Origin of the sequence: Acetohalobium arabaticum DSM 5501, from assembly GCF_000144695.1 — a bacterium.
GTDB classification, from domain to species: Bacteria; Bacillota; Halanaerobiia; order Halobacteroidales; family Acetohalobiaceae; genus Acetohalobium; species Acetohalobium arabaticum.
Window position 1 is genome coordinate 511513 of the sequence record NC_014378.1, and the last position, 21696, is coordinate 533208.

General features: G+C 35.2%; 20 protein-coding genes. All 20 read left to right on the forward strand.

Features of this window, described 5'->3' with window-relative positions; genetic code table 11:
- Positions 1 to 3: 3 nt before the first annotated feature.
- The 20 genes from acear_RS02545 to acear_RS02640 all read left to right on the forward strand — a co-directional run bounded on the left by acear_RS02545 (position 4) and on the right by acear_RS02640 (position 21626).
- A complete protein-coding gene (locus acear_RS02545) occupies positions 4 to 795 on the forward strand; it encodes an ABC transporter permease (RefSeq protein WP_013277462.1) in 792 nt (263 codons plus the stop codon).
- Positions 796 to 927: 132 nt separating this feature from the next.
- On the forward strand, positions 928 to 1221 hold the full coding sequence (locus acear_RS02550) for a hypothetical protein (RefSeq protein WP_013277463.1): 294 nt from the start codon (positions 928 to 930) through the stop codon (positions 1219 to 1221).
- A 51-nt stretch (positions 1222 to 1272) separates the two neighbouring features.
- Positions 1273 to 2022: a Rossmann-like domain-containing protein gene (locus acear_RS02555; RefSeq protein WP_013277464.1), complete on the forward strand. Its 750-nt coding sequence runs from the start codon at positions 1273 to 1275 to the stop codon at positions 2020 to 2022.
- 27 nt (positions 2023 to 2049) lie between these two features.
- A complete protein-coding gene (gene yqeB / locus acear_RS02560) occupies positions 2050 to 2868 on the forward strand; it encodes a selenium-dependent molybdenum cofactor biosynthesis protein YqeB (RefSeq protein ID WP_013277465.1) in 819 nt (272 codons plus the stop codon).
- An 82-nt stretch (positions 2869 to 2950) separates the two neighbouring features.
- A complete protein-coding gene (gene yqeC / locus acear_RS02565) occupies positions 2951 to 3712 on the forward strand; it encodes a selenium cofactor biosynthesis protein YqeC (RefSeq protein ID WP_013277466.1) in 762 nt (253 codons plus the stop codon).
- Positions 3709 to 4296, forward strand: coding sequence for a molybdenum cofactor cytidylyltransferase (gene mocA / locus acear_RS02570; RefSeq protein ID WP_013277467.1), 588 nt, complete (start codon positions 3709 to 3711; stop codon positions 4294 to 4296). The genes yqeC and mocA overlap by 4 nt, the downstream gene beginning before the upstream one ends.
- Positions 4297 to 4370: 74 nt before the next feature.
- Positions 4371 to 4706: a winged helix-turn-helix domain-containing protein gene (locus acear_RS02575; protein WP_013277468.1), complete on the forward strand. Its 336-nt coding sequence runs from the start codon at positions 4371 to 4373 to the stop codon at positions 4704 to 4706.
- A gap of 593 nt (positions 4707 to 5299) precedes the next feature.
- A complete protein-coding gene (gene glmS / locus acear_RS02580; protein ID WP_013277469.1) occupies positions 5300 to 5716 on the forward strand; it encodes a methylaspartate mutase subunit S in 417 nt (138 codons plus the stop codon).
- A gap of 27 nt (positions 5717 to 5743) precedes the next feature.
- On the forward strand, positions 5744 to 7162 hold the full coding sequence (gene glmL / locus acear_RS02585; protein ID WP_013277470.1) for a methylaspartate mutase accessory protein GlmL: 1419 nt from the start codon (positions 5744 to 5746) through the stop codon (positions 7160 to 7162).
- Positions 7146 to 8594, forward strand: coding sequence for a methylaspartate mutase subunit E (locus acear_RS02590; RefSeq protein ID WP_013277471.1), 1449 nt, complete (start codon positions 7146 to 7148; stop codon positions 8592 to 8594). The genes glmL and acear_RS02590 overlap by 17 nt, the downstream gene beginning before the upstream one ends.
- 47 nt (positions 8595 to 8641) lie before the next feature.
- On the forward strand, positions 8642 to 9883 hold the full coding sequence (locus acear_RS02595) for a methylaspartate ammonia-lyase (protein ID WP_013277472.1): 1242 nt from the start codon (positions 8642 to 8644) through the stop codon (positions 9881 to 9883).
- A 17-nt stretch (positions 9884 to 9900) separates the two neighbouring features.
- The gene (locus acear_RS02600) at positions 9901 to 11259 is read left to right on the forward strand and encodes an acyclic terpene utilization AtuA family protein (protein ID WP_013277473.1); all 1359 of its coding nucleotides are present in this window, start codon (positions 9901 to 9903) and stop codon (positions 11257 to 11259) included.
- A gap of 22 nt (positions 11260 to 11281) precedes the next feature.
- The gene (locus acear_RS02605; protein ID WP_013277474.1) at positions 11282 to 11605 is read left to right on the forward strand and encodes a DUF4387 domain-containing protein; all 324 of its coding nucleotides are present in this window, start codon (positions 11282 to 11284) and stop codon (positions 11603 to 11605) included.
- Between the two features lie 220 nt (positions 11606 to 11825).
- Positions 11826 to 13877: a sigma-54 interaction domain-containing protein gene (locus acear_RS02610; RefSeq protein ID WP_245526693.1), complete on the forward strand. Its 2052-nt coding sequence runs from the start codon at positions 11826 to 11828 to the stop codon at positions 13875 to 13877.
- Positions 13878 to 14204: 327 nt separating this feature from the next.
- Entirely contained in the window at positions 14205 to 15047 is an 843-nt protein-coding gene (locus acear_RS02615) for a fumarate hydratase (protein WP_013277476.1), read from the forward strand.
- A 15-nt stretch (positions 15048 to 15062) separates the two neighbouring features.
- The gene (locus acear_RS02620; RefSeq protein ID WP_013277477.1) at positions 15063 to 15596 is read left to right on the forward strand and encodes a Fe-S-containing hydro-lyase; all 534 of its coding nucleotides are present in this window, start codon (positions 15063 to 15065) and stop codon (positions 15594 to 15596) included.
- 481 nt (positions 15597 to 16077) lie between these two features.
- On the forward strand, positions 16078 to 17586 hold the full coding sequence (locus acear_RS02625) for a Na+/H+ antiporter NhaC family protein (protein WP_013277478.1): 1509 nt from the start codon (positions 16078 to 16080) through the stop codon (positions 17584 to 17586).
- A 197-nt stretch (positions 17587 to 17783) separates the two neighbouring features.
- A complete protein-coding gene (locus tag acear_RS02630; protein ID WP_013277479.1) occupies positions 17784 to 18554 on the forward strand; it encodes a LamB/YcsF family protein in 771 nt (256 codons plus the stop codon).
- A gap of 192 nt (positions 18555 to 18746) precedes the next feature.
- Complete coding sequence (locus acear_RS02635) at positions 18747 to 20012, forward strand: Nramp family divalent metal transporter (protein ID WP_013277480.1); 1266 nt, start codon at positions 18747 to 18749, stop codon at positions 20010 to 20012.
- A gap of 312 nt (positions 20013 to 20324) precedes the next feature.
- Positions 20325 to 21626, forward strand: a complete 1302-nt coding sequence (locus acear_RS02640; RefSeq protein ID WP_013277481.1) for an RNA-guided endonuclease InsQ/TnpB family protein — start codon at positions 20325 to 20327, stop codon at positions 21624 to 21626.
- Positions 21627 to 21696: the final 70 nt, after the last annotated feature.

A 21696-nucleotide genomic window follows, 5' to 3' on the forward strand; every position in this document is an offset into this window, starting at 1 on the left:
CAGATGAAATTTAATTATTTTAAAGTAATAATGTTTATTGTTTTTATTGTTTTTATAGTTTTTTTAACTACTGTATTATTTACTCCCTTGATATATATCAAGGGAGCAACATTATTATCAGTTTTAGTTAATAATCAAGAAGTTTATTATGCTTTATCTTTAAGCTTGCTTACATCATTAATTTCTATTTTGTTAGCTACTATAATCTCCTTACCTGTTGGTTATGTATTAGCTAGATATGATTTTAGAGGTAAAAAAGTATTTGATATTTTGCTAGATTTACCAATTATTCTGCCCCCTTTAGTGATGGGACTGAGTTTATTAATCTTGTTAGGGCCAGTATTAGGAGATCAATTAGCTAAATTAGGAATTAAATTTGTTTTTACGCCCTTGGGAGTAGTAATGGCCCAGTTTATAGTGGCTACGCCTTTTACTATTCGAAGTTTTAAGACAGCTTTTATTGAGATTGATCCTAACTTAGAAAAGGCAGCAATGACTTTAGGTGATTCTTATTTTCAAGTATTTAGAAGAATTACTCTTCCCTTAGCTAAAAATGGTATTGTATCAGGGATTACTTTAGCCTGGGCTAGGGCAATGGGAGAATTTGGAGCTACAGTAATGTTAGCTGGAGCGACTCGGTTGAAGACTGAGACGTTGCCTATTGCTATTTTTTTAAATATTTCAACTGGTGATATGGATGTGGCTATTTCTATTTCTTTAATTATGATTATTTTTTCTATTATTGTTTTAGGAGTATTAAAGACTTTTGATAAAGGAGTTGATGAAAGATTTTAATATTCTTCAAGAGTTTAATGTGAATAATGAAGCTAAGTTCTATATATGTTAATCAATTCCCTAAAGAATCTTCAAAAATTGTAGCAGCGAAGCTTCAGGCTACCGAAAGGGAGGTTTTGCTCCTAAAGATAGGTGACATCTCAGGTAGTACCAAGTGAGGAGAATTGGATAGAAAAGATTGCTATTCTACCTGAAGATATATATATTTCTGATACTAAGCCACCTGGACCGAACATAAATAGAATCAAAGGTAAGTTAACTAGAGTCGAAGAAGATTCTGCTTATGTTAACTGTATTGTCAAAACGGACAGAGAGATAAAGATTAAAGTTTTGCCGGAAGTCTTTAACAGTATGAACTTAAGTATTAATGACCAAGTTTGGTTAGTTTTCAATTTAAGGAAAATTAAAGTCTTAAATGGAAGTTAAAAGTATAAATAGATTATTTTTCAGTAAAATAATAAATTATGGAGTGATATAATGAAGGTTTTAGAAAAGATTAAAGAAGAATTCAGTGATTTGGTTATAGAAAATGGTTTCAGTAAGTATGAAATTAAAATTCAAGCTCGCGGCCTTTCATCTGAAGAGGCTATAGGGAATCCTAAAAGAGATGATTTTCCTTTAATAATTGGTGATGAAGTTATGATTCAGGCTCAGTTTAAGGATAGCTTAGGGCAGGCTTTTACAGACCATCCAGGGAATTTTCAGGGGTCTTTATCAAAAATACTTGATCTTTCTTTTGATAGTAATTATCATAGAGCTTTATTTATTGCTTCTGTAAATGCAGTTCTTAGAAGTTTATCTGCAGCAGATAAGACAGTTCATTGTAAAGATGAAGAACCTCATAAATGTGCTAAAGAAATGGCAGAATGGATTAGTAATAATACAGACGCAGTACAAATAGGTATTGTTGGATATCAGCCGGCCATTGTAGAAGAGTGTAGCCATATATTCGGTTCAGATAACATTATGGTAACTGATTTAAATCCGACTGTAATTGGTGAAATTAAAGCAGGAGTTGAGATTTGGGACGGCAGTAGGGATACAGAAAGCCTAATAAAAAATTCAGATGTAGTACTAGCTACTGGTTCTTCAATTATAAATAATACAATTGATCAGATTATTCGGCTTGTTAAAAAATATGAAAAAGAATATTATTTCTTTGGAAATACTATTGCTGGTCCAGCGGCATTACTTGACCTACCTCGATTATGTTTTTATGGGCATTGAATTAAAAAATTTAGGAGGAGATAAGAGATGATTAAAGAGATTAGTAATATATCAGATATTAAGGTTTTGATTAAAGGGGGAGGAGATTTAGCTACTGGAATTGCTTATAGGCTTTTTCAAAGCGGTTTTACTGTAGCTTGTAGTGAATTAGATGAACCATCAATGGTAAGGAGAACTGTTTCTTTTGGAGAAGCAGTCTATCAAGGTGAGTGGGAAGTAGAAGGAATTAAGGCTAGGCTTATTAATAATAAAAGAGAGTTTGAACAAACGGTAAATGATAGGAATATTCCAGTCTTTATTGCTGATAAAATGTCATTATTTAAAGAAGTTTTGTCCCCGCAGGTAATAGTTGATGCTAGAATGTTAAAAAGAGTAAATGATACAGTCATAAATGAGGCACCAATTGTGATTGGTTGTGGTCCAGGTTTTAGTGCTAATAGTGATGTTGATGCTGTGGTTGAAACTAACCGAGGACATTATTTAGGACGGGTGATTTATTCAGGTAGTGCTCAGGATAATACTGGTGTTCCTGGTGAAATCATGGGATATGCACGAGAACGAGTACTGTTTGCTCCTGGTAGTGGGGTTTTCACTAGCAGTAAAAAAATTGGAGATGAAATTAAAGCAGGAGAAGAGTTTGGGAAAGTAAATGATAAAGTTGTTAGTGCAGCTATTAGTGGGGTTATTCGTGGACAAATATATCCCGGTATTAAAGTAAAGGAAGGGATGAAGATTGGTGATATTGATCCACGAAATAAGAATGACCATTGTTATACAATTTCTGATAAAGCCTTAGCAATTGGTGGTGGAGTCCTGGAAGCAATTTTGAATTTGTTAAATAGATAGGATTAAATTAAGAGATGAAAATAGGATTATTGCCGACAATGCTGTATACGGATAGATATAAAATATATCAGGAGTTGATTCTGTGTTAGCTGAAGTTTTAGGCATAAGGTTTGGTGCAGCAATTTCTCTAATAGGTGGTGGGGGAAAGACTACTACCATGTTTAGATTGGCTGAGGAATTGAGTCTAGAGAATAGAGTAATTACTACTACGACTACAAAGATTTTTAAGCCACCAACTAATAAGATAGATGATCTAATTATTTGTAAAGATTTTGATCTATTATTAGAACGATTGGAGTTGAGTCAAGCTCAGTTATTAACAGTAGCAAAAAAAATTACAGTCAAAGATAAGTTAATTGGTATTGATTCTTGTTGGGTTGATAAATTGAAGGGGGCCGGATTAAGTTATGCCCCTATTATTATAGTAGAAGCTGATGGAGCAGCCTGCAAGGATTTTAAAATTCCTAATCAAACTGAACCTGTTGTGCCAGTAAGCACTAATTTATTACTACCGGTGGTAGGTAGTAGATTAGTTGGACAACAATTAAACTCTCATAATTTACATCGTGCTTCCTTAATAAATACTATTAATTCTCAGTTTGATATTGGCCAATTAATTACTCCAGAGTTAGTAGTTGAAATTTTATTAGGTAAAGCCGGATATGATTTATTGACTAAACAACAAAATTATGAGGTGATTCCCTTGATTAATCAAGTGGATACTGATCCTAGATATAATTTTGCTTTAGAAATAGCACATAAATTAGTAGCAGCGGGGATAAAGAAAGTCTTATTAACAGCAGTTAAGCGAAAAGAACCTGTGGTAGGGGTTGTTAAAAGATGATTTCAGCTATAGTGTTGGCAGCTGGGATGTCTACTAGATTAGGCAAGACAAAGCAGTTGCTTTCAATTGGGGAACAGACGATAATAGAAAGAGTAATAGATAATTTATTAGCAGTTGATTTAGATGAAGTTGTAGTTGTAGTAGGACATGAGGCTCCTAAAGTAAAAAAAGTATTAAATAATAGAGACATTAAGATTAGCTATAATCCTGATTATAGATCAGGGCAGAGTACTTCTTTAATTAGAGGATTACAGTCAATTAATAATAAGTGTAGTGGTATTCTCTGTGCTTTAGGAGATCAGCCGTTAGTGAAAGCAAAGACTTTGAATCGATTAATTGTTGAATTTAAAAGGGGACAAGATTTAATAGTAGTTCCTGAATATAAAGAACAGAGAGGAAATCCGGTTATTTTTGATTCTCAATTGAAGCCAGAGATGTTAAAGCTTGAAGGAGATCAAGGTGCAAGGACTTTAATCAAGAAATATCATGTTCAAAGTAAGAGAGTGCGAGTTTCTGACCGGGGAGTTGTTTTTGATATTGATACTAAAGTAGATTATCATCAATTATTGAAACAATTAGACTAAGTATAAAATCTATGCTTCCAGTGATGTCATTTTAATAGTAATTTTTTCCTGGTATAAAGGAAGGGGAAGTTGAAATGGAAATAAAGTGGAAAATTTGGTTAGAAGAAGATGACGGCAAAGTATTTGGGGATGGTCCCAGAGAATTACTAAGTAAAGTTAAGGAGTTAGGTTCTTTACGACAGGCTGCTAAAGCTATGGATATGTCCTATAGTAAGGCCTGGAGCATAATTTCTATGATAGAAAAAAATTTAGATGTTGAGTTATTACAAAGACAGATTGGAGGTAGCAATGGTGGTGGATCAGAGTTAACTGAGGAAGGTAAGGAAATTTTAATTAAGTATCATAAGATGGAACAGGAAGTTGATCATACATTGCAGAAAATATTTCAAAATTTTTTTAACTGCTGTTAAACTTCATTAAATTAGTTAATTGGCACCAATTTTATCTACCACTTTATCCAACAAAGTTTATATCAATTACTTCTAGTAACTTGTTCAAAAGTATGGTACAATTATTTATAAATTTTAGCTCCTTTGATTTGTGGATTTTGTGCTTGTGGGGTACTCTTCCATTTATCAAAGGAGTTTTCTTTTTGTAAGGGTAGTTTTAGCTAAAATTTCGATGCAACGCTAGTGACCAAAAAATGATTAATGGGATATCGGGTTATCGGGGTATAAAAATAAAAGAATTCTTTTATTTTAACCCAATCATTAATTATTAATGGGAAGAAGTTAAATTAAATGATGATGAAATAGGAGAAATTAGATAAAGTTGTCGATAAGGTGATCCTTTAAGTTACATTTAATTAAAATTAATGGTAAAGAACGTTTGTTATAGCGGTATAAATTGTTAAAGAAGGATTACTCCCCCTTTTTGTTAGTTGATGAATAAATAATAATGATTTTTTGTTGATTTATTGAGCTTTTTGGAATAGAATTTGCAGTATAAAGTAAGTGAAATCTAATAAGCCAATTTTAAATTTTAAGTAAAGGTGGGATATATAATGGAAGATAAGACAATAGTAATGGGAGTTATAGGTTCGGATGTACATGCAGTAGGCAATAGAATCTTACAGGAAGCATTTGAGAAAGCGGGATTTGAAGTGATTAATATCGGGGTGTTAGCACCTCAGGAAGATTTCATTAATGCTGCAGTGGAGACAGATGCTGATGCTATTTTGGTTTCTTCACTCTACGGCCATGGAGAGATGGACTGTAAAGGCTTTAAAGAGAAGTGTGTAGAGGCAGGATTAGAGGATATTGTTCTTTATGTTGGCGGTAACTTAGTTGTTGGAAAACAGGACTGGGAACCGGTAAAAGAGAAATTCTTGGATATGGGCTTTGACCGTGTCTACCCACCAGGAACATTACCAGAAGAACCGATTGCTGATTTAAAAGAAGATTTAGGTATTGAAGAGTAGTAAATCTGAAATTAGTGGGGTGAGGTTATGGAATTAGCCTTATTATTGGATATTGGCAGTACTTATACTAAAGCTACTGTAGTCGATGTAGAGAATATAGAGCTTAAAGCAAAGGCTAAAGCTTCAACTACTGTCTGGAATGATGTGAATGTAGGAATTGAAAATGCCCTAAATAAGATAGAAGAACAGGGAATTGATTTGGATAAGATCGAACATCGTTTGGCCTGCAGTAGTGCTGCTGGTGGCTTGAAGCTAGTAGCCATCGGTTTAGTTCCGGATTTGACTGCTGAAGCAGCTAAGAGAGCAGCATTAGGAGCTGGAGCCAAGGTTGCTAATGTCTATTCCTATGAGATAACTGATACTGAATTAGAAGAGATTATTGACCAAGAGTCAGATGTAATTTTATTAGCTGGCGGAACAGACGGCGGTAATCAAGAGATAATATTGAAGAATGCCAGAACATTAGCTGATTCTAAGCTTGCTGCACCAGTTATAGTAGCAGGTAATAAAGTAGCAACTAATGAAGTAACAGAAGTTTTAGAAGAAGGCGGTAAAGAAGTCTATGTAACTGAAAATGTAATGCCTAAACTGGAAGAGTTAAATATAGAACCGGCTCGTAAGACTATAAGACAGGTTTTTCTGGATAAGATTATTTATGCTAAAGGTTTATCCCAAGCAAAAGAGCATATTGATCGCTTAATTATGCCGACGCCTTCGGCAGTAATGACAGCAGCAGAATTGATTGCAGAAGGAACACATGATGAAGGTGGATTAGGTGAATTGATTATTGTCGATATCGGCGGTGCTACTACTGATATTCATTCAGTAGCTGCTGGTAATCCGACAAAAGGCGGAGTAAATGTTAAAGGACTAGAAGAACCTTATGTTAAACGGACAGTTGAGGGTGATCTGGGAATGCGCTACAGCGCTCCCTCGCTATTAAAAGCTGTTGGAGAAAGAGAGCTATTAACTTATCTTTCAGATGACATAGATAAAGAACAGGTTATAGATTATGTTAGCAAAGTAAGAGAAGATGTAGAGTATGTTCCTTCTAATAAGGAAGAAAAGGATTTAGATTCTGGTTTAGCCAAAGTAGCTACTAAGCTAGCAATTCAAAGACATGTGGGGCGGATTGAAACAGTCTACAGTCCCTTTGGAGAGACTCAGGTTCAGTATGGAAAGGATTTGACTGATCTGGATTTGATTATAGGTACCGGCGGAGTCTTGGTTCATAATGATAAGCCTGCTAAAGTACTACAGGCAGGTTTATTTGATGAAGCAGAACCTACAATTTTAGCTCCAATGGAGCCTGGTTTCTTGTTAGATCAGGATTATCTATTAGCATCGATCGGATTATTATCTGAAATCTCTGCTACTAAAGCTTTAAAGTTAGCTAAAAAACATTTTAAACAAATAGGAGGCGAAATAAATGGAATTAAAGAATGAAAAGTGGAGCCTAGATAAATTTAAAGAAATTCGGGAAGAAGTACTACAGCAGTGGCCGACAGGTAAGGATGTGGACTTTGAAGAAGCGATAGAGTATCATAATAATCTACCGGAAGAACAGATTATGGCTGAAAAATTAGCAGAAGCAAAAGAAGAAGATGTAACTTTAATTCAGCCTAGAGCTGGTGTAGCATTGATTGATGAGCATATTGAACTATTGAAGTTCTTAAGAGAAGAAGGCCAAGCAGATTTACTGCCTAGCACAATAGACAGCTATACTCGTCAGAATAATTATGAAGAAGCAGAAGCCGGAATTGAAGAAAGTAGAGAAGAAGGAAGATCAATGTTAAATGGTTTTCCAGCCGTTAATCACGGAGTTAAAGCCTGTAGAGAAGTAGTGGAAGCTCTGGATGCACCGTTGCAGGTTCGCCACGGGACACCTGATGCTAGACTACTGGCTGAAATTACTTTAGCCGGTGGATTTACTGATTATGAGGGCGGCGGACTATCCTATAATATTCCGTATGCTAAAAATGTATCCATCGAACAGACACTACTTGACTGGCAGTATGTTGATAGATTAATAGGTTATTATGAAGAGAATGGGATTAAGATCAATCGTGAGCCTTTTGGTCCATTAACTGGAACTTTAGTTCCTCCATCCGTATCACACAGTGTAGCAATTATTGAGGGGCTTCTAGCAGCAGAACAGGGTGTTAAGAATATTACTTTAGGCTATGGACAATGCGGTAACTTAGTCCAGGATGTAGCTGCATTACAGTCGTTAGAAGAGTTAGCCGAAGAGTATTTAGCAGATTATGAAGATGTAATGTTAACTACTGTATTCCACCAGTGGATGGGCGGCTTCCCCCAGGATGAAGCACAGGCTTTTGGTGTTATTTCTTGGGGAGCAGCAACAGCTGCATTAGGTAAAGCAACTAAAGTAATTACCAAAACGCCTCATGAAGCTATGGGAGTGCCGACTAAAGAAGCAAATGCGGAAGGCTTAAGATCTACTAAGCAGGTTATTAATATGCTGCGGGACCAGAGCCTTCTTTCTAATGATAAGTTAGAAGAGGAAAAAGAAATGATCAAACAGGAAACTAAACAGATTCTTGACCGCGTATTTGAATTAGGAAATGGAGATGTGGCTCAGGGAACAGTTAGAGCCTTTGAAGCAGGAGTATTGGATGTACCGTTTGCTCCAAGTAAGTATAATGCTGGAAATCTATTACCGGCTCGTGATGATGATGGAGCAGTGAGATTCTTAAACCACGGTAATCTACCATTCTCCGATGAAGTAGTTGAGTTTCACCAAGAGAAATTAGAAGCCCGCGGTAAATCTGAGGGAAGAGAGCCTAACTTCCAGATGGTAATTGATGATATCTATGCTATCGGTAAAGGAAGATTAGTAGGCAGACCTCGTTCTTAATTGATCAGATAATGATAATATAAAATTCTTTGGGGAGGAAATCCGTAATGAAGATAGAAAAGATAGTAACTTCACCAGGACTGACAGGTTTTTATTTTGATGATCAGCGAGCAATCAAAGAAGATGCTGAACATGATGGACTAGCTTATCTTGGAGATCCTGTAACTGAGGGCTTTAGCAGTATTCGACAAGCAGGCGAATCAATTTCCGTGATGATTATCTTAGAAGATGGTCAGGTAGCTTATGGTGACTGTGCTGCTGTGCAGTATTCTGGAGCAGGAGGACGGGATCCACTATTTTTAGCCGAAGAATTTATTCCCATTATCGAAGAAGATATTGCCCCTAAGTTAGTAGGGAGAGAGATGGATAGCTTCAAGGAATTAGCTGAAGAATTTGATAACTTAAAGGTAGACGGTGAGCGGCTCCATACAGCAATTAGATATGGAATTACTCAGGCATTATTGGATGCTGTAGCAAAATCTAAGAATAAAACAATGACAGAGGTAGTAGCAGAAGAATACGGTCTAGACCTAGTTTCTAAGCCGGTACCTATCTTTGCTCAAACAGGTGATGATAGATACCTAAATGCTGATAAAATGATTATCAAGCATGCTGACGTAATTCCTCATGCTTTAATCAATAATGTTAAAGATAAATTGGGTGAAGATGGAGATAAATTATTGGATTATGTTGAATGGTTGAAGAATAGAGTAAGCCAGCTAAGAACAGAAGAGGATTATGAGCCTATCTTCCATATTGATGTCTATGGAACTATCGGACTGGCTTTTGATAATGATCCTGAAGCAATGGCTGATTACTTAGAAAAGTTAGCTGCAATGGCAAAGCCGCATACATTAAGAATTGAAGGACCAATGGATTCTGGTAGTCGTGCTGATCAGGTTGCAGATATGAAGGCTTTAAGAGACGAAGTAAAAGAGCGCGGCATTGATGTAGAGTTAGTAGCAGATGAATGGTGTAATACCTTTGCAGATATTAAGAAATTTGTAGATGAAGAAGCAGCCGATGTAGTTCAGATTAAGACACCTGACCTAGGCGGTATCAATAATACAATCGAAGCTGTATTATACTGCAAAGAGAACGGTGTTGGTGCTTATCAAGGCGGAACCTGTAATGAAACAGATCGTTCAGCCCAGGTATGTGTGAATCTAGCCTTAGCTACAAGACCGGATCAGATGCTGGCTAAGCCGGGCATGGGTGTTGATGAAGGATTAATGATTGTCAATAATGAAATGAATAGAGTATTAAGTCTAATTGAGGCATGTAACTAAATATTGGAGGGATAGAAATGGAAGAATTAAGAATATTATCTCCGACAGCGATTCTGGGTTATGGTTTTCCTAGAGAATCGTTCGAAAGAGGTTTAGAAAAAGAACCTGATTTGATTGCAGTAGATGCTGGTTCTACTGACCCAGGGCCTTATTATTTAGGAGCAGGTATTTCCTTTACTGATAAAACAGCAGTTAAGAGAGATCTTAAATTAATGATTAAAGCAGGTCAAGAAAGGGATATTCCGGTCATTTTAGGAAGTGCCGGTGGTGCTGGTGGAGCACCACATCTAGAATGGTGTACAGAAATAGTAAAAGAGATTGCTGAGGAAGAAGACTTAAACTTTAAGTTAGCAACAATTCAGTCTGAACAGGATCCAGATTATATTTTGGATAAATTTGAAGCCGGAGGAGTTTCAGCTTTACCTCCTGCCGAAGAAACAACAAGAGCAGAACTGGAAGCCAGTACAAGAATTGTAGGTCAGATGGGTGTAGAGCCTATTATTAAGGCTTTAGAAAAGGATGCTGAAGTAATTGTAGCCGGTCGCGCCTATGATCCAACAGTTTTTGCTGGTTACTGTATTAAGGAAGGATTTCCAGCTGGTTTAGCACTTCATATGGGTAAGATTATGGAATGTGCATCTATTGCTGCTAATCCTGGTAGCGGTAGTGACAGTATGTTTGGAATTCTGAGAGATGATCACTTTGTTCTGGAACCGCTAAATAAAGATCGAAGATGTACTACAACTTCAGTAGCGGCCCACACGCTTTATGAAAAAGCAAATCCGCTGGAATTACATGGGCCGGGTGGAGTTATTGATCTATCAGAAGCCGATTTTGAACAGTTAGATGATAGAAGAGTTAAAGTTACTGGTAGTAAATTCATTGAAGATGAAGAATATACAGTTAAATTAGAAGGAGCCAAAAAAGTAGGATATAGAACGTTATCTATTGCTGGAACTAGAGATCCAATTATGATTAATGAATTAGATCATATAAAAGAGGTAGTTAGAGAGACAGTAAGGGATAACTTTGATGATCTATCCGAAGATGATTATCAATTACTCTTTAGAATCTATGGTGAAGATGCAGTTATGGGCGATCTAGAGCCTAACGAAGAAATTACATCCCATGAGGTAGGGATTGTTATTGAAGTAGTAGCCAAGACTCAGGAATTGGCCAATACTATCTGCAGCTTTGCTCGATCTACAATGCTGCATTACGGCTATCCAGGCCGGGTAGCAACAGCAGGGAACTTAGCTTTTCCTTATTCACCGTCTGATCTGAAAGCAGGCGAGGTTTATGAATTTAATCTACATCATCTGATTACAGTTGATGATCCGTGTGAGCCATTTCCAATGGAGATAGAAGAGTTATAAAACGGGAAAGAAGGTGATTTTAATGTCAGAAACTAAAAATATTAGAGAATTGATAGATGTAATTAGAAGTAAGAATGCAGGTCCTTACGAATTAACATTTGACTTTATCTTTAAAAGCTTTGAAATCTATGATAAAGTCAAAGAATCCGGTGTAGTTAATAAAGAGTTAATTGCAGACTTGTATGATATACCAGTAGATGATGTAATTTCGGTTATTAATTATGACCCTGCAAAAGCAATTAAGGCAACGATTGTTCGTCCTTGTTCTTCAGGAGCAGTAGGAGAGACAGATGTCTATGGAGCTCAGCAGCATGCACCGCTATTAAGCATTGAAATTCCTATGTAACTAGGAAAATTTAACTGAAATAGAAGTCATTATTATAGCTAAAAGGCTTGAATTATAAGCATAACATAATTATTTATAGAAACTAATGGGTTATGAAGTGGGATTTTCACTTTATAACCCATTTGGTTATTTATGGGAACTGTTTAGTTTAAAAGGAAAATTGGATTTTATGTCGAAAAATATAGTTGGAGATTATAATTTCTTATCAGGGGGGACTTTAGTGGGAATTACAAAAAAAGAACTGGTAATTATAACTATTAGTAAAGAAACTAATGAATTATTTAAACAGCAGTTGGAGAAAGTATTGAAAAATAAAGTAAATATAAAGAGTTATATAATAGAAGAGATTGATGATCAGTTTGTTGAAGCAGATCTAATTTTATCAACTAAGTCTTTGATGGGAGAGATAGATAATTATGTAGCTGATCCAAGTAAAATTATATTTGCCAGAAGATCACTAGATATTTCTTTCCTCGAGCAGTTAATCAAGCTTCCAGCTAATAAGAAGGCATTATTAATTAACAATACTCAATTGGCTGCTTTTGAAGCCAAGGATTTATTAACAGAAGTAGGAATTGATCATATTGATTTGATCCCCTTTTATCCCGGCAAAGGAACAGTTGATAAGGTTGATTTAGCAATTAATCTAGGTGAAGATAAGTATGTACCTGATAATATTGATCAGGTTATCAATATTGGAAGTAGAGTTCTTGATTTAACAACGATTATAGAGATTTTAATAGAGCTGAATCTACTAGATGATAAGTCTAATCTTTTATCATCAAGATATATAAGAGAATTAGTAGAGTTAAGCCGTAGATTGGAAATTAATATGAAGAATAAAGCTAGAATCAATAAGAAGCTGGATGCTATAATTAATCATGTTCATGATGGAATAATTTATATTAATCAGCAAGAAGAGATTAAAGTATTTAACGAAATGGCAGAAGAAATCTTTGAAATGGATGCTGAAGATGTCATTGGCAATAAAGTGAATGAAACTATTCCTAATACTAAATTGGATGAAGTCTTAAAAGAAGATATTAAACATATAAATGCTGTTCAGAATATAGGTAGTAAGAAGATAGTAAGTACCAGAGTTCCGGTTAAAGAAGAAGGAGAGACTGTTGGAGCTTTGGCTACTTTTAAGGATGTAACTGATGTAAAGGAATTAGAAGAGGATTTAAGAAGAAAATTAAAGAAAAAAGGTCATATAGCTAAGTATAATTTTTCTGATATAGTTGGAAAAAGCCAGGAATTAAAGAAGGGTATAAAGAAGGCCAAAAAATTATCTAAAAGTGAGTCTACTGTTCTAATCCAGGGAGAGAGCGGAACAGGAAAAGAGTTATTTGCTCATTCGATACATAATTATTCTGAGCGAAATAAAGCACCGTTTGTAGTTATTAACTGTGCTGCTCTGCCGGATAATCTGTTGGAAAGCGAACTCTTTGGTTATGAAGAAGGAGCCTTTACTGGAGCTAAGAAGGGCGGTAAACCGGGAGTCTTTGAACAGGCCCATACAGGAACTATCTTTCTGGATGAGATAGGAGATATTTCTCCTAGTATTCAATCGCGGCTTTTGCGGGTGCTGCAGGAAAAGGAAGTAATGAGAGTCGGCGGTACTAAGGTGATTCCTATAGATATTAGGGTTATTACAGCTACTAATAAGAATATACAGCAGTTAGTCAGCGAAGGTAAATTCAGAGAAGATCTCTATTATAGATTGAATGTTTTATCACTACAGCTTCCTCCTCTCCGCCGCAGAAGAGAAGATATACCTCTGTTAATCGATTACTTTTTAGAAAAGTTTGATAGAGAAGATCTATCTCTATCAAAGGAGGTAATAAGTAGATTATATAATTATAACTGGAAAGGTAATATTAGAGAGTTAGAAAACTGTATTGAATATATTGTTCAGATCTGTGAAGATGAGGTAGAGATTGATAATCTCCCCTCTCATTTTAATCCCAAACAGAATAATCAGAAACAGGAACAGGTGAATATGGATTTTGAATTGGATGAGCTAGGAGATATAGAGGAGTATATATTTATTCTGAATGAACTTTATTTAGCCAAGCAGTTAGATGAGAATATAGGTAGAAGAGAGATAGCTAAAAATGCAGAGATTAATAATCTATATCTCTCTCCACAGATGGTAAGAAGTAGATTGAATAAATTAGAAGAACATGGTTTAGTAGATATAGGCAAAGGTAGACAGGGGACAACGATTACTAATAAAGGAATTAAAGTATTAAAAGAATTAGGCAATTGATATTATTGGGTTATTGGGTTGTTTTAGGTAGGTGGTTTCTGATTAATATCGCCCATTCAATGTCGATAATACAATTAATTCCTCGAAAAATAATTATAGAAGTATAAGCTTAATTAAAATATTGATCCGAAAATTATATTTTTAGTTAATTAATTCCAGATTAATACAGCAGAATTAAAGTTGAAAAGTTATATATTGAGAAAATAAATATTTTTTAGGTTTGCTGCTAAGTTTGGTATAGAAATTGCATTTAAAATAATAGTGAGAAATGAATGAAAATTAAAGTATAAATAAGAGTCCGGTTTCGAAAAAGGAGGCAGGATAGTAGTGTCAATTAATGTGAATGAGATTACAGATGCAGTAGCAGAAATGTGTATGGAAGCAAATTTTATTCTCGGTGATGATATAATTGAAAGTTATCATCAGGCACTTGAGAGAGAAGATTCTCCAGTGGCCCAGGAAATATTAGAAAGATTAATTGAAAATGCTGAAATTGCTAAAGAAGAGAAGATGCCTATCTGTCAAGATACAGGCATGACTGTTGTATTTGCTGAGTTGGGTCAGGATGCTGAGATAGAAGGTGGAGATCTAACAGAAGCTATCAATAAAGGTGTAAGCAAAGGATATAAAGAAGGCTATTTGCGCAAATCTGTAGTAGATGGCCCGCTAGAGCGGGAGAATACTGGTGATAATACTCCGGCAGTAATCCATACGGAGATAGTACCTGGCGATAAATTGAAGCTGACAGTAGCCCCTAAAGGCTTTGGCAGTGAGAATATGAGCCAGATTAAGATGTTAAAGCCTGCCGATGGAGTTGAGGGAGTTAAAGACTTTGTAGTTCAGGCAGTTAAAGAAGCCGGGCCTAATCCTTGTCCGCCGGTAGTAGTAGGCGTAGGAATCGGCGGTACCTTCGAAAAAGCGGCATTCCTAGCCAAGAAGTCGCTATTGAGACCGGTTGGAGAAGCCAGTCAAGAAGAAAATATATCAGAATTAGAAGAAGAGCTGTTGGAGAAAGTAAATGAATTGAATATCGGCCCGCAGGGCTTTGGCGGTAAGACGACGGCCTTAGCAGTTAATGTTGAGACCTATCCGACGCATATTGCTGGCTTGCCGGTAGCAGTTAATATAAACTGTCATGTAACTAGACATAAAGAACGGACCTTGGGTTAAAAGGAGGCTAAAAAGATGAGCGAGATTCGATTAGAAACTCCATTGACAGAAGAGAAAGTAAGAGAGTTAGAAGCAGGAGATACAGTGCTTATTTCAGGAACAGTCTATACAGCCCGCGATGCAGCCCATGCTCGTTTAATAGATGCTCTAGACTCAGAGAAGGATATGCCTTTTGAAATAGACGGTCAGGTTATCTATTATGTAGGTCCTGCACCGGCTAAGCCGGGTAAGCCTATCGGTTCTGCTGGACCGACGACAAGTTATCGCATGGATCCCTTTGCTCCAAGATTAATCAAAGAGGGACTGCGGGGAATGATCGGTAAAGGATACCGCAATAACGAGGTAGTAGAAGCTATGAAAGAAGAAGGAGCAGTCTATTTTGGGGCAATTGGCGGAGCAGCAGCTTTGATAGCCCAGAGGATTAAAGAAGCAGAAGTAATAGCCTATGATGACTTGGGAACAGAGGCGGTAAGAAGGCTAGAAGTAGAAGACCTACCAGTCTTAGTGGTAATAGATGCCGAAGGCAATAGCCTTTATGAGACTGAATAACTGAAGGTTTAATTAGAAGATATATATATATAGGAATAGATTTCAAAATCTATTCCTATTTAGCACTCCAAATTTTATAATTATATTCTGAATATTATAAAATTTAATAAAATGATTGATATTATAATGACAAACATATGTAATAATTTAAAGATATCAATTATGAAAATATAAAGAACTTAAATTATAGACAAATTAGATAAATATAAACTACATTTTAAATTTATTTAAGGAGGTGATGTGACAAAAGGAAGGTACTAAAACCTACAATTTAGGGGATGAAAATTAATTCAACTAGTCAGATTACGTTATTAAATTCTAAATTTGCTACACTATAATGATGAACTGGTGTAACTGAATAGAACTTGCAGAAATATCCGTTTATTAACATTTATTTAGATTATTCTTTGTACTTAATATTGAACAAAATTTCAAATCTGTATTAATAAATTATTATAAATAGGAGGAGGAAATATTAATAATGAATAAAAATATGAAGAAACAGATGAAGAAGTGGTTATTGCTTACTGTAGGAGTAGTGGCATTTACTTTTATGCTTAGTAGTGTCGGCTTTGCTGGCGGCGAAAGTGCAGAGAATTATGGAATTCTTTCAATTGTACCTCCCATTTTGGCTTTAACATTAGCTTTTGTTACACGCCAGGTAGTACCTGCCTTGTTTTTAGGTGTTGTTGCTGGTGGAATTATTACCGGTAACTTTGATATTGTAGGAGAGTACTTGATACCTTCTTTAGGTTCTGAGGGTTATGCCCAAATATTATTGGTATATCTCTGGTGTCTTGGCGGCTTAATCGGTATCTGGACTAAAACAGGTGGAGCCCAGAAATTTGCTAAATGGGCTGGAAAGAAGATGGTTCGTGGTAGAAGATCAGCTAAGTTCTTTGCCTGGATTATGGGGGTTGTCTTCCATCAGGGAGGAACTATCAGTACAATCCTGGCTGGTTCTACTGTTCGTCCTATCTGTGATGAAGCTGGAGTATCCCACGAAGAGTTATCTTATATCGTAGACTCTACAGCATCACCGATTGCTACTTTAATTCCATTTAATGCTTGGCCGCTATATATTGCAGGTCTAGTAGCAGGAACAATTCCATTGATTCCTGATGAAAGTGCAGGACTTGATTTATTCTTTAGTGCTATTCCATATAACTTTTATGCCTGGATAGCTATCCTCTTTACTTTCCTATTAGCTATGGAGAAATTACCTTTTATTGGTAGTAAAATGAAGAAGGCAATTAAGAGAGTTAAGGAGACAGGCAAATTAAATAGAGATGGTGCTGATCCGCTCGCTTCTGAAGAACTTACTGACCTGGATGTTCCAGAAGACTATAACACTACTTTAATAGACTTTATTGTTCCGATTGGAACCTTATTAGGAGTAGGTGTTATTCCCAAGTTTATAGTAGGTGATATGTATATTCCACAGGCTTTTATGTTGAGTGTACTGTCAGCTATGGTGTTAGCATTATTTAAAGGAATGGAGTTAGACAATGTAATAGATGGATTTGTTGATGGTGCTAAAGGTGTAACAATCGGTGCTATTATTCTGGGATTAGCTGTTACTTTAGGAAATGTATCTGACAGTTTAGGAACTGCCTCTTATATAGTAGGAGCCACAGAATCAATTATTATTCCTGTGCTTTTACCAGCCATCTACATGGTATTATGTATGTTCATTGCTTTCTCTGTAGGAAGTTCCTGGGGTACTTATGCAGTAATGTTCCCGATTGCTATGCCGCTGGCTTATGCAGTCAATCCTGATCCAACCTTTATTACTCTCTGTTTTGCTGCTGTAACTGGAGGTTCAATCTACGGTGATCAGGTTTCTCCGATCTCCGATACAACGATTATGTCTTCACTTGCTTGTGGTGCTGACTTGATGGATCATGTTTATTCTCAGATTCCGCAGGCCAGTGTGGCAGCCGGTATTTCAATGGTTCTATATACTATTCTGACTGCTATCTTATGCTAGTAATTTAAATAAGTAAGAAAGAGAGGCGCTAGAGCTTTCTAGTGCCTCTTCTTTTTTTTTTTTAAAAAAAAAGAGTATAAATATGTAAATGAATTTGATTATTAGTTTGACAAAATCATAAAATTCATTAATAATATAACATATAAGTGACACTTGACTAACATTTTATAAAATAATTAATTTAAGGAGTGATTATAATGTATAAAGTTGATTTAAATAGTGATATTGGGGAAAGTTTTGGGAATTATAAATTAGGTTTTGATGAAGAAATTGTTCCGCATATTACTTCTGCTAATATTGCTTGTGGCTGGCATGCTGGAGATCCAACTGTAATGGCCCATACAGTAGATATTGCAATTCAAAATAATACTGCTATTGGTGCTCATCCTGGTCTCCCAGATCTAATGGGGTTTGGAAGAAGGAGAATGGAGGTATCACCACAAGAAGTAAAATCATATGTCAAATACCAATTAGGTGCTTTGACAGCTTTTGCAGAAGCAAAGGGAAATAAAATACAGCATGTAAAACCTCATGGGGGATTATATAATATGGCAGCTGAGGACAGAGATTTAGCTAGAGCAATTGCTAAGGGAATTTATGAGGTAGATAAAGATATTATTTTGGTTGGTTTAGCTAATAGCGAACTGATTCACATGGGTAAAGAAGTAGGGGTGAGAGTTGCAAATGAAGTCTTTGCAGATAGAGCATATAATCCTGATGGAACTTTAGTTTCTAGAAAAAGAGAAGGAGCGGTGATTCATGATCCAGATCTTGCTTTTTCCAGAATAGCAAAAATGGTTTTAGACGGGAAAGTAGAGGCTATAAATGGAGAAGAAATAGAAATTACTGCGGATACTATTTGCGTACATGGTGATAATCCAGAAGCAGTAGAATTTGTAAGTAAAATAAATACTAAATTAAAAGCAGAAGGTATTGAGGTCGCTCCGATTAGCCAAATAGTAGCATAATAGACTAACATAAATAAGAATAATATGAAATTTGTGTTAAATTTATATTTTTATCATAATAGTTGAGTTTAGTGTTGACAAAACTGACATAGTATATTAACATATATCTAACATATAGTTTACATATACTGATTTAAAGTATATATAACTTTCTAATGCAATTTAAAATTAAAAGGAGGTAGAAGTGAGAAAATGAAAGAGAAGATTAAAGAAGAAACGCAGCATTGTCAAGGGAAAAAGGGCTTTTTAGCAAAATTAAAGCAAATTGGTCCTGGAGCTTTAGTAGCTGCTGCTTTTATAGGACCTGGAACTGTAACTACAGCTACAATTTGTGGAGCTAGTTTTGGTTATACTTTATTATGGGCTATGTTATTTTCTATAATTGCTACTATGGTACTACAAGAGATGTCATCTCGATTAGGAGTTGTAACTAGAAAAGGAATAGGAGAAGCTTTAAGAAATCAATTTGATAGTCCTACTTTAAAATGGATGAGTATAATATTAGTTATCTCTGCTATTGGAATTGGATGTGCTGCTTATGAAACTGGAAATATATTAGGAGGAGCTTTAGGCTTAGAGACTATTACAGGAATTAGTGGTAATATTTGGGGACCGGTTATGGGGATAATAGCTTTTCTCTTTTTGTGGACAGGAAGTTATAACATTATAGAAAAAATATTAGTTGGATTAGTTGGGGTAATGAGTGTTACCTTTATATTGACAGCCATTATTATTAGACCTGATATAGGAGCAATTTTAAAAGGCTTTTTTGCCCCTACTATTCCTAAAGGTGGTTTAATGTTAGCTGTTTCTTTAATTGGTACCACAGTAGTACCTTATAATTTATTCCTTCATGCTTCTGCTGTTCAAGAGCGTTGGAATAGTGCAGAAGAGTTATCTAAAAGTCGATTAGATACACTCTTATCAATAGGTTTAGGGGGGGCTATTTCTTCTGCAATTATAATAACTGCTGCAGCAACTTTTAAAGATACAGGAATTGTTCCTAACAATGCTGGTGAAATGGCTATCCAGTTAGAACCGTTATTAGGGACTTGGGCTAAGTGGTTTTTTGGAATTGGACTTTTTGCTGCTGGTTTTTCATCTTCAGTTACTTCGCCTTTAGCAGCTGCCTATGCTACTGTTGAAGCACTTGGCTGGAAGAATGACTTTAAATCAACTAAGTTTAAGTTAATCTGGGGAATAGTATTAATAGTTGGAATAATTGGTTCAGGACTAGGGAAGAGTCCGGTAACAATTATATTATTTGCTCAGGCAGCTAATGGAATTTTACTTCCTATAATAGCTTTATTCTTAATGATTTTAATGAATAACGAAGACCGATTAGGAGAATATGCCAATAGTAAATTTCAAAATTTATTAGGCTGGATAGTAACAGCAGTAGCTTTTGGCTTGGGAATAAAATCATTATATTCAGTTTTACAAAAGTTAATTGGTTAATTTGATATGGAGGTAGGATGATGAAAAATTTAAGTGAAGTTTTTCCTTTAGGATAAATAGTAAAGAACCCACCCTTATTTATATGGGTGATGAATTTACTAACCTATTCTTTGATTCAATATTAAAGAATAGGTTATTTTTTACTTGGTTTTTAAACTATGTGTAATCGATTTAACTTTTGATATGCTTGATATTAAAAGTAATATATGATATACTATATGTGAGAGGTGATAACAATTGAGCAACCAAAATAATTTAATTCATGCCAGAACATGTGTTTATAATGTTGGCTATCATAAGGAGGTGAACTAATTGAAGCTAGCTAAGTATTTTATCCATAAACCTAATCAAACCCAACAAGTTGTATTAGGTTGTTTAGCCTATGCTAGTGCCAGATTATATAATATCGGCAATTATCAACGTAAAAATTGGTCTAAAGATAGTGATGAAGATTATCCTGATTGGTATAAACAAAAAAAGCAATTAAAAACTAACTTTTGGTATAAAAACTTACCCTCCCAGACAGCACAGGAAACACTTAAAATTTTAGCTGATAACTGGGATAGTTTTTATCAAAGTATGGAGGATTATCAAGATAATCCTGATAAATATAACGGTAAACCTAATTCACCTAACTATAAACCCAAAGATAGTAAGTTTAACTTTCGTTATCTCAATAATGGCTTTAAAATTATTGATGGTAAGTTAAGATTATCTATTCCTAAACAATTAAAAGAGTATCTGAAAAAAGAATACTCTATTACCAATAAATTTTTATGGATAAGAGTGCCTAATGAACTGTTATCCAGTAATAGAGATATCCTTAACTCAACTACTAGAATTGAGTTTAAGCCTTTAAGTGATGATACTTATAAGGTAATCTTAACTTATAAAGTAGATACTCCTACTATTAAAGAAGATAACGGTAATTATTTAAGTATTGACCTAGGAATTAATAATTTGATGACTTGTTATAGTAATCAAAATCAGGAAAGCTTTATTATTGACGGCGGACAATATTTAGCTATTAATCGTTATTTTGATAAAAAGATTAAACATTATCAATCAATTTTGAATGATCAAGGTAAAAAGACTTCTAAACGTATTCAGAACCTATATAAAAAGCGACGAAAACAATTATTTCACCTAATCCATAGTGCAACTAAAAAAGTTGTTAATTACTGTGTTGAAAATAATATATCTAGAGTAATCGTTGGTGATATAAAAAATATTCGTGATGATGCTGATTTAGGGAAACAGAATAATCAAAAACTCCATAAACTACCTTTTGATATTATCTATCACCAGCTAGAGTATAAACTTAATTTACAAGGGATTACTTTAATCAAGAAGAGTGAAAAATATACCAGCCAATGCAGCCCTTACAGTAAAAAAGTAACTAAGAAATATGCTAATAAATCTAACCGAGTTAAAAGAGGGCTTTATATTGATAAAGATAACAATCAAGCTTTTAATGCCGACAGCATAGGTGCATTTAATATCTTACGCAAATACTTACAGCAGCGACGTAAAGGGCCAGATATTACTCTGCAGGTAAAAGGGTTATCAAATCCGGTTAAATATAACTGGAATAATCATCAATTTGCAGCTTAAAAGTACCTCCAAGTCCAGCCAGTATTAACTGGATAGGAGTAGTGGCGTTGGACACGCCGAATGGGTAACT

Bases quoted from the DNA above. Each gene is read 5' to 3' on its own strand.
- acear_RS02575 (WP_013277468.1), top strand. From the start codon at position 4,371: ATGGAAATAAAGTGGAAAATTTGGTTAGAAGAAGATGACGGCAAAGTA.
- acear_RS02600 (WP_013277473.1), top strand. From the start codon at position 9,901: ATGGAAGAATTAAGAATATTATCTCCGACAGCGATTCTGGGTTATGGT.
- acear_RS02595 (WP_013277472.1), top strand. From the start codon at position 8,642: ATGAAGATAGAAAAGATAGTAACTTCACCAGGACTGACAGGTTTTTAT.
- acear_RS02545 (WP_013277462.1), top strand. From the start codon at position 4: ATGAAATTTAATTATTTTAAAGTAATAATGTTTATTGTTTTTATTGTT.
- glmS (WP_013277469.1), top strand. From the start codon at position 5,300: ATGGAAGATAAGACAATAGTAATGGGAGTTATAGGTTCGGATGTACAT.
- acear_RS02620 (WP_013277477.1), top strand. From the start codon at position 15,063: ATGAGCGAGATTCGATTAGAAACTCCATTGACAGAAGAGAAAGTAAGA.
- acear_RS02605 (WP_013277474.1), top strand. From the start codon at position 11,282: ATGTCAGAAACTAAAAATATTAGAGAATTGATAGATGTAATTAGAAGT.
- mocA (WP_013277467.1), top strand. From the start codon at position 3,709: ATGATTTCAGCTATAGTGTTGGCAGCTGGGATGTCTACTAGATTAGGC.
- acear_RS02590 (WP_013277471.1), top strand. From the start codon at position 7,146: ATGGAATTAAAGAATGAAAAGTGGAGCCTAGATAAATTTAAAGAAATT.
- acear_RS02635 (WP_013277480.1), top strand. From the start codon at position 18,747: ATGAAAGAGAAGATTAAAGAAGAAACGCAGCATTGTCAAGGGAAAAAG.
- glmL (WP_013277470.1), top strand. From the start codon at position 5,744: ATGGAATTAGCCTTATTATTGGATATTGGCAGTACTTATACTAAAGCT.
- acear_RS02625 (WP_013277478.1), top strand. From the start codon at position 16,078: ATGAATAAAAATATGAAGAAACAGATGAAGAAGTGGTTATTGCTTACT.
- acear_RS02630 (WP_013277479.1), top strand. From the start codon at position 17,784: ATGTATAAAGTTGATTTAAATAGTGATATTGGGGAAAGTTTTGGGAAT.
- acear_RS02555 (WP_013277464.1), top strand. From the start codon at position 1,273: ATGAAGGTTTTAGAAAAGATTAAAGAAGAATTCAGTGATTTGGTTATA.
- yqeB (WP_013277465.1), top strand. From the start codon at position 2,050: ATGATTAAAGAGATTAGTAATATATCAGATATTAAGGTTTTGATTAAA.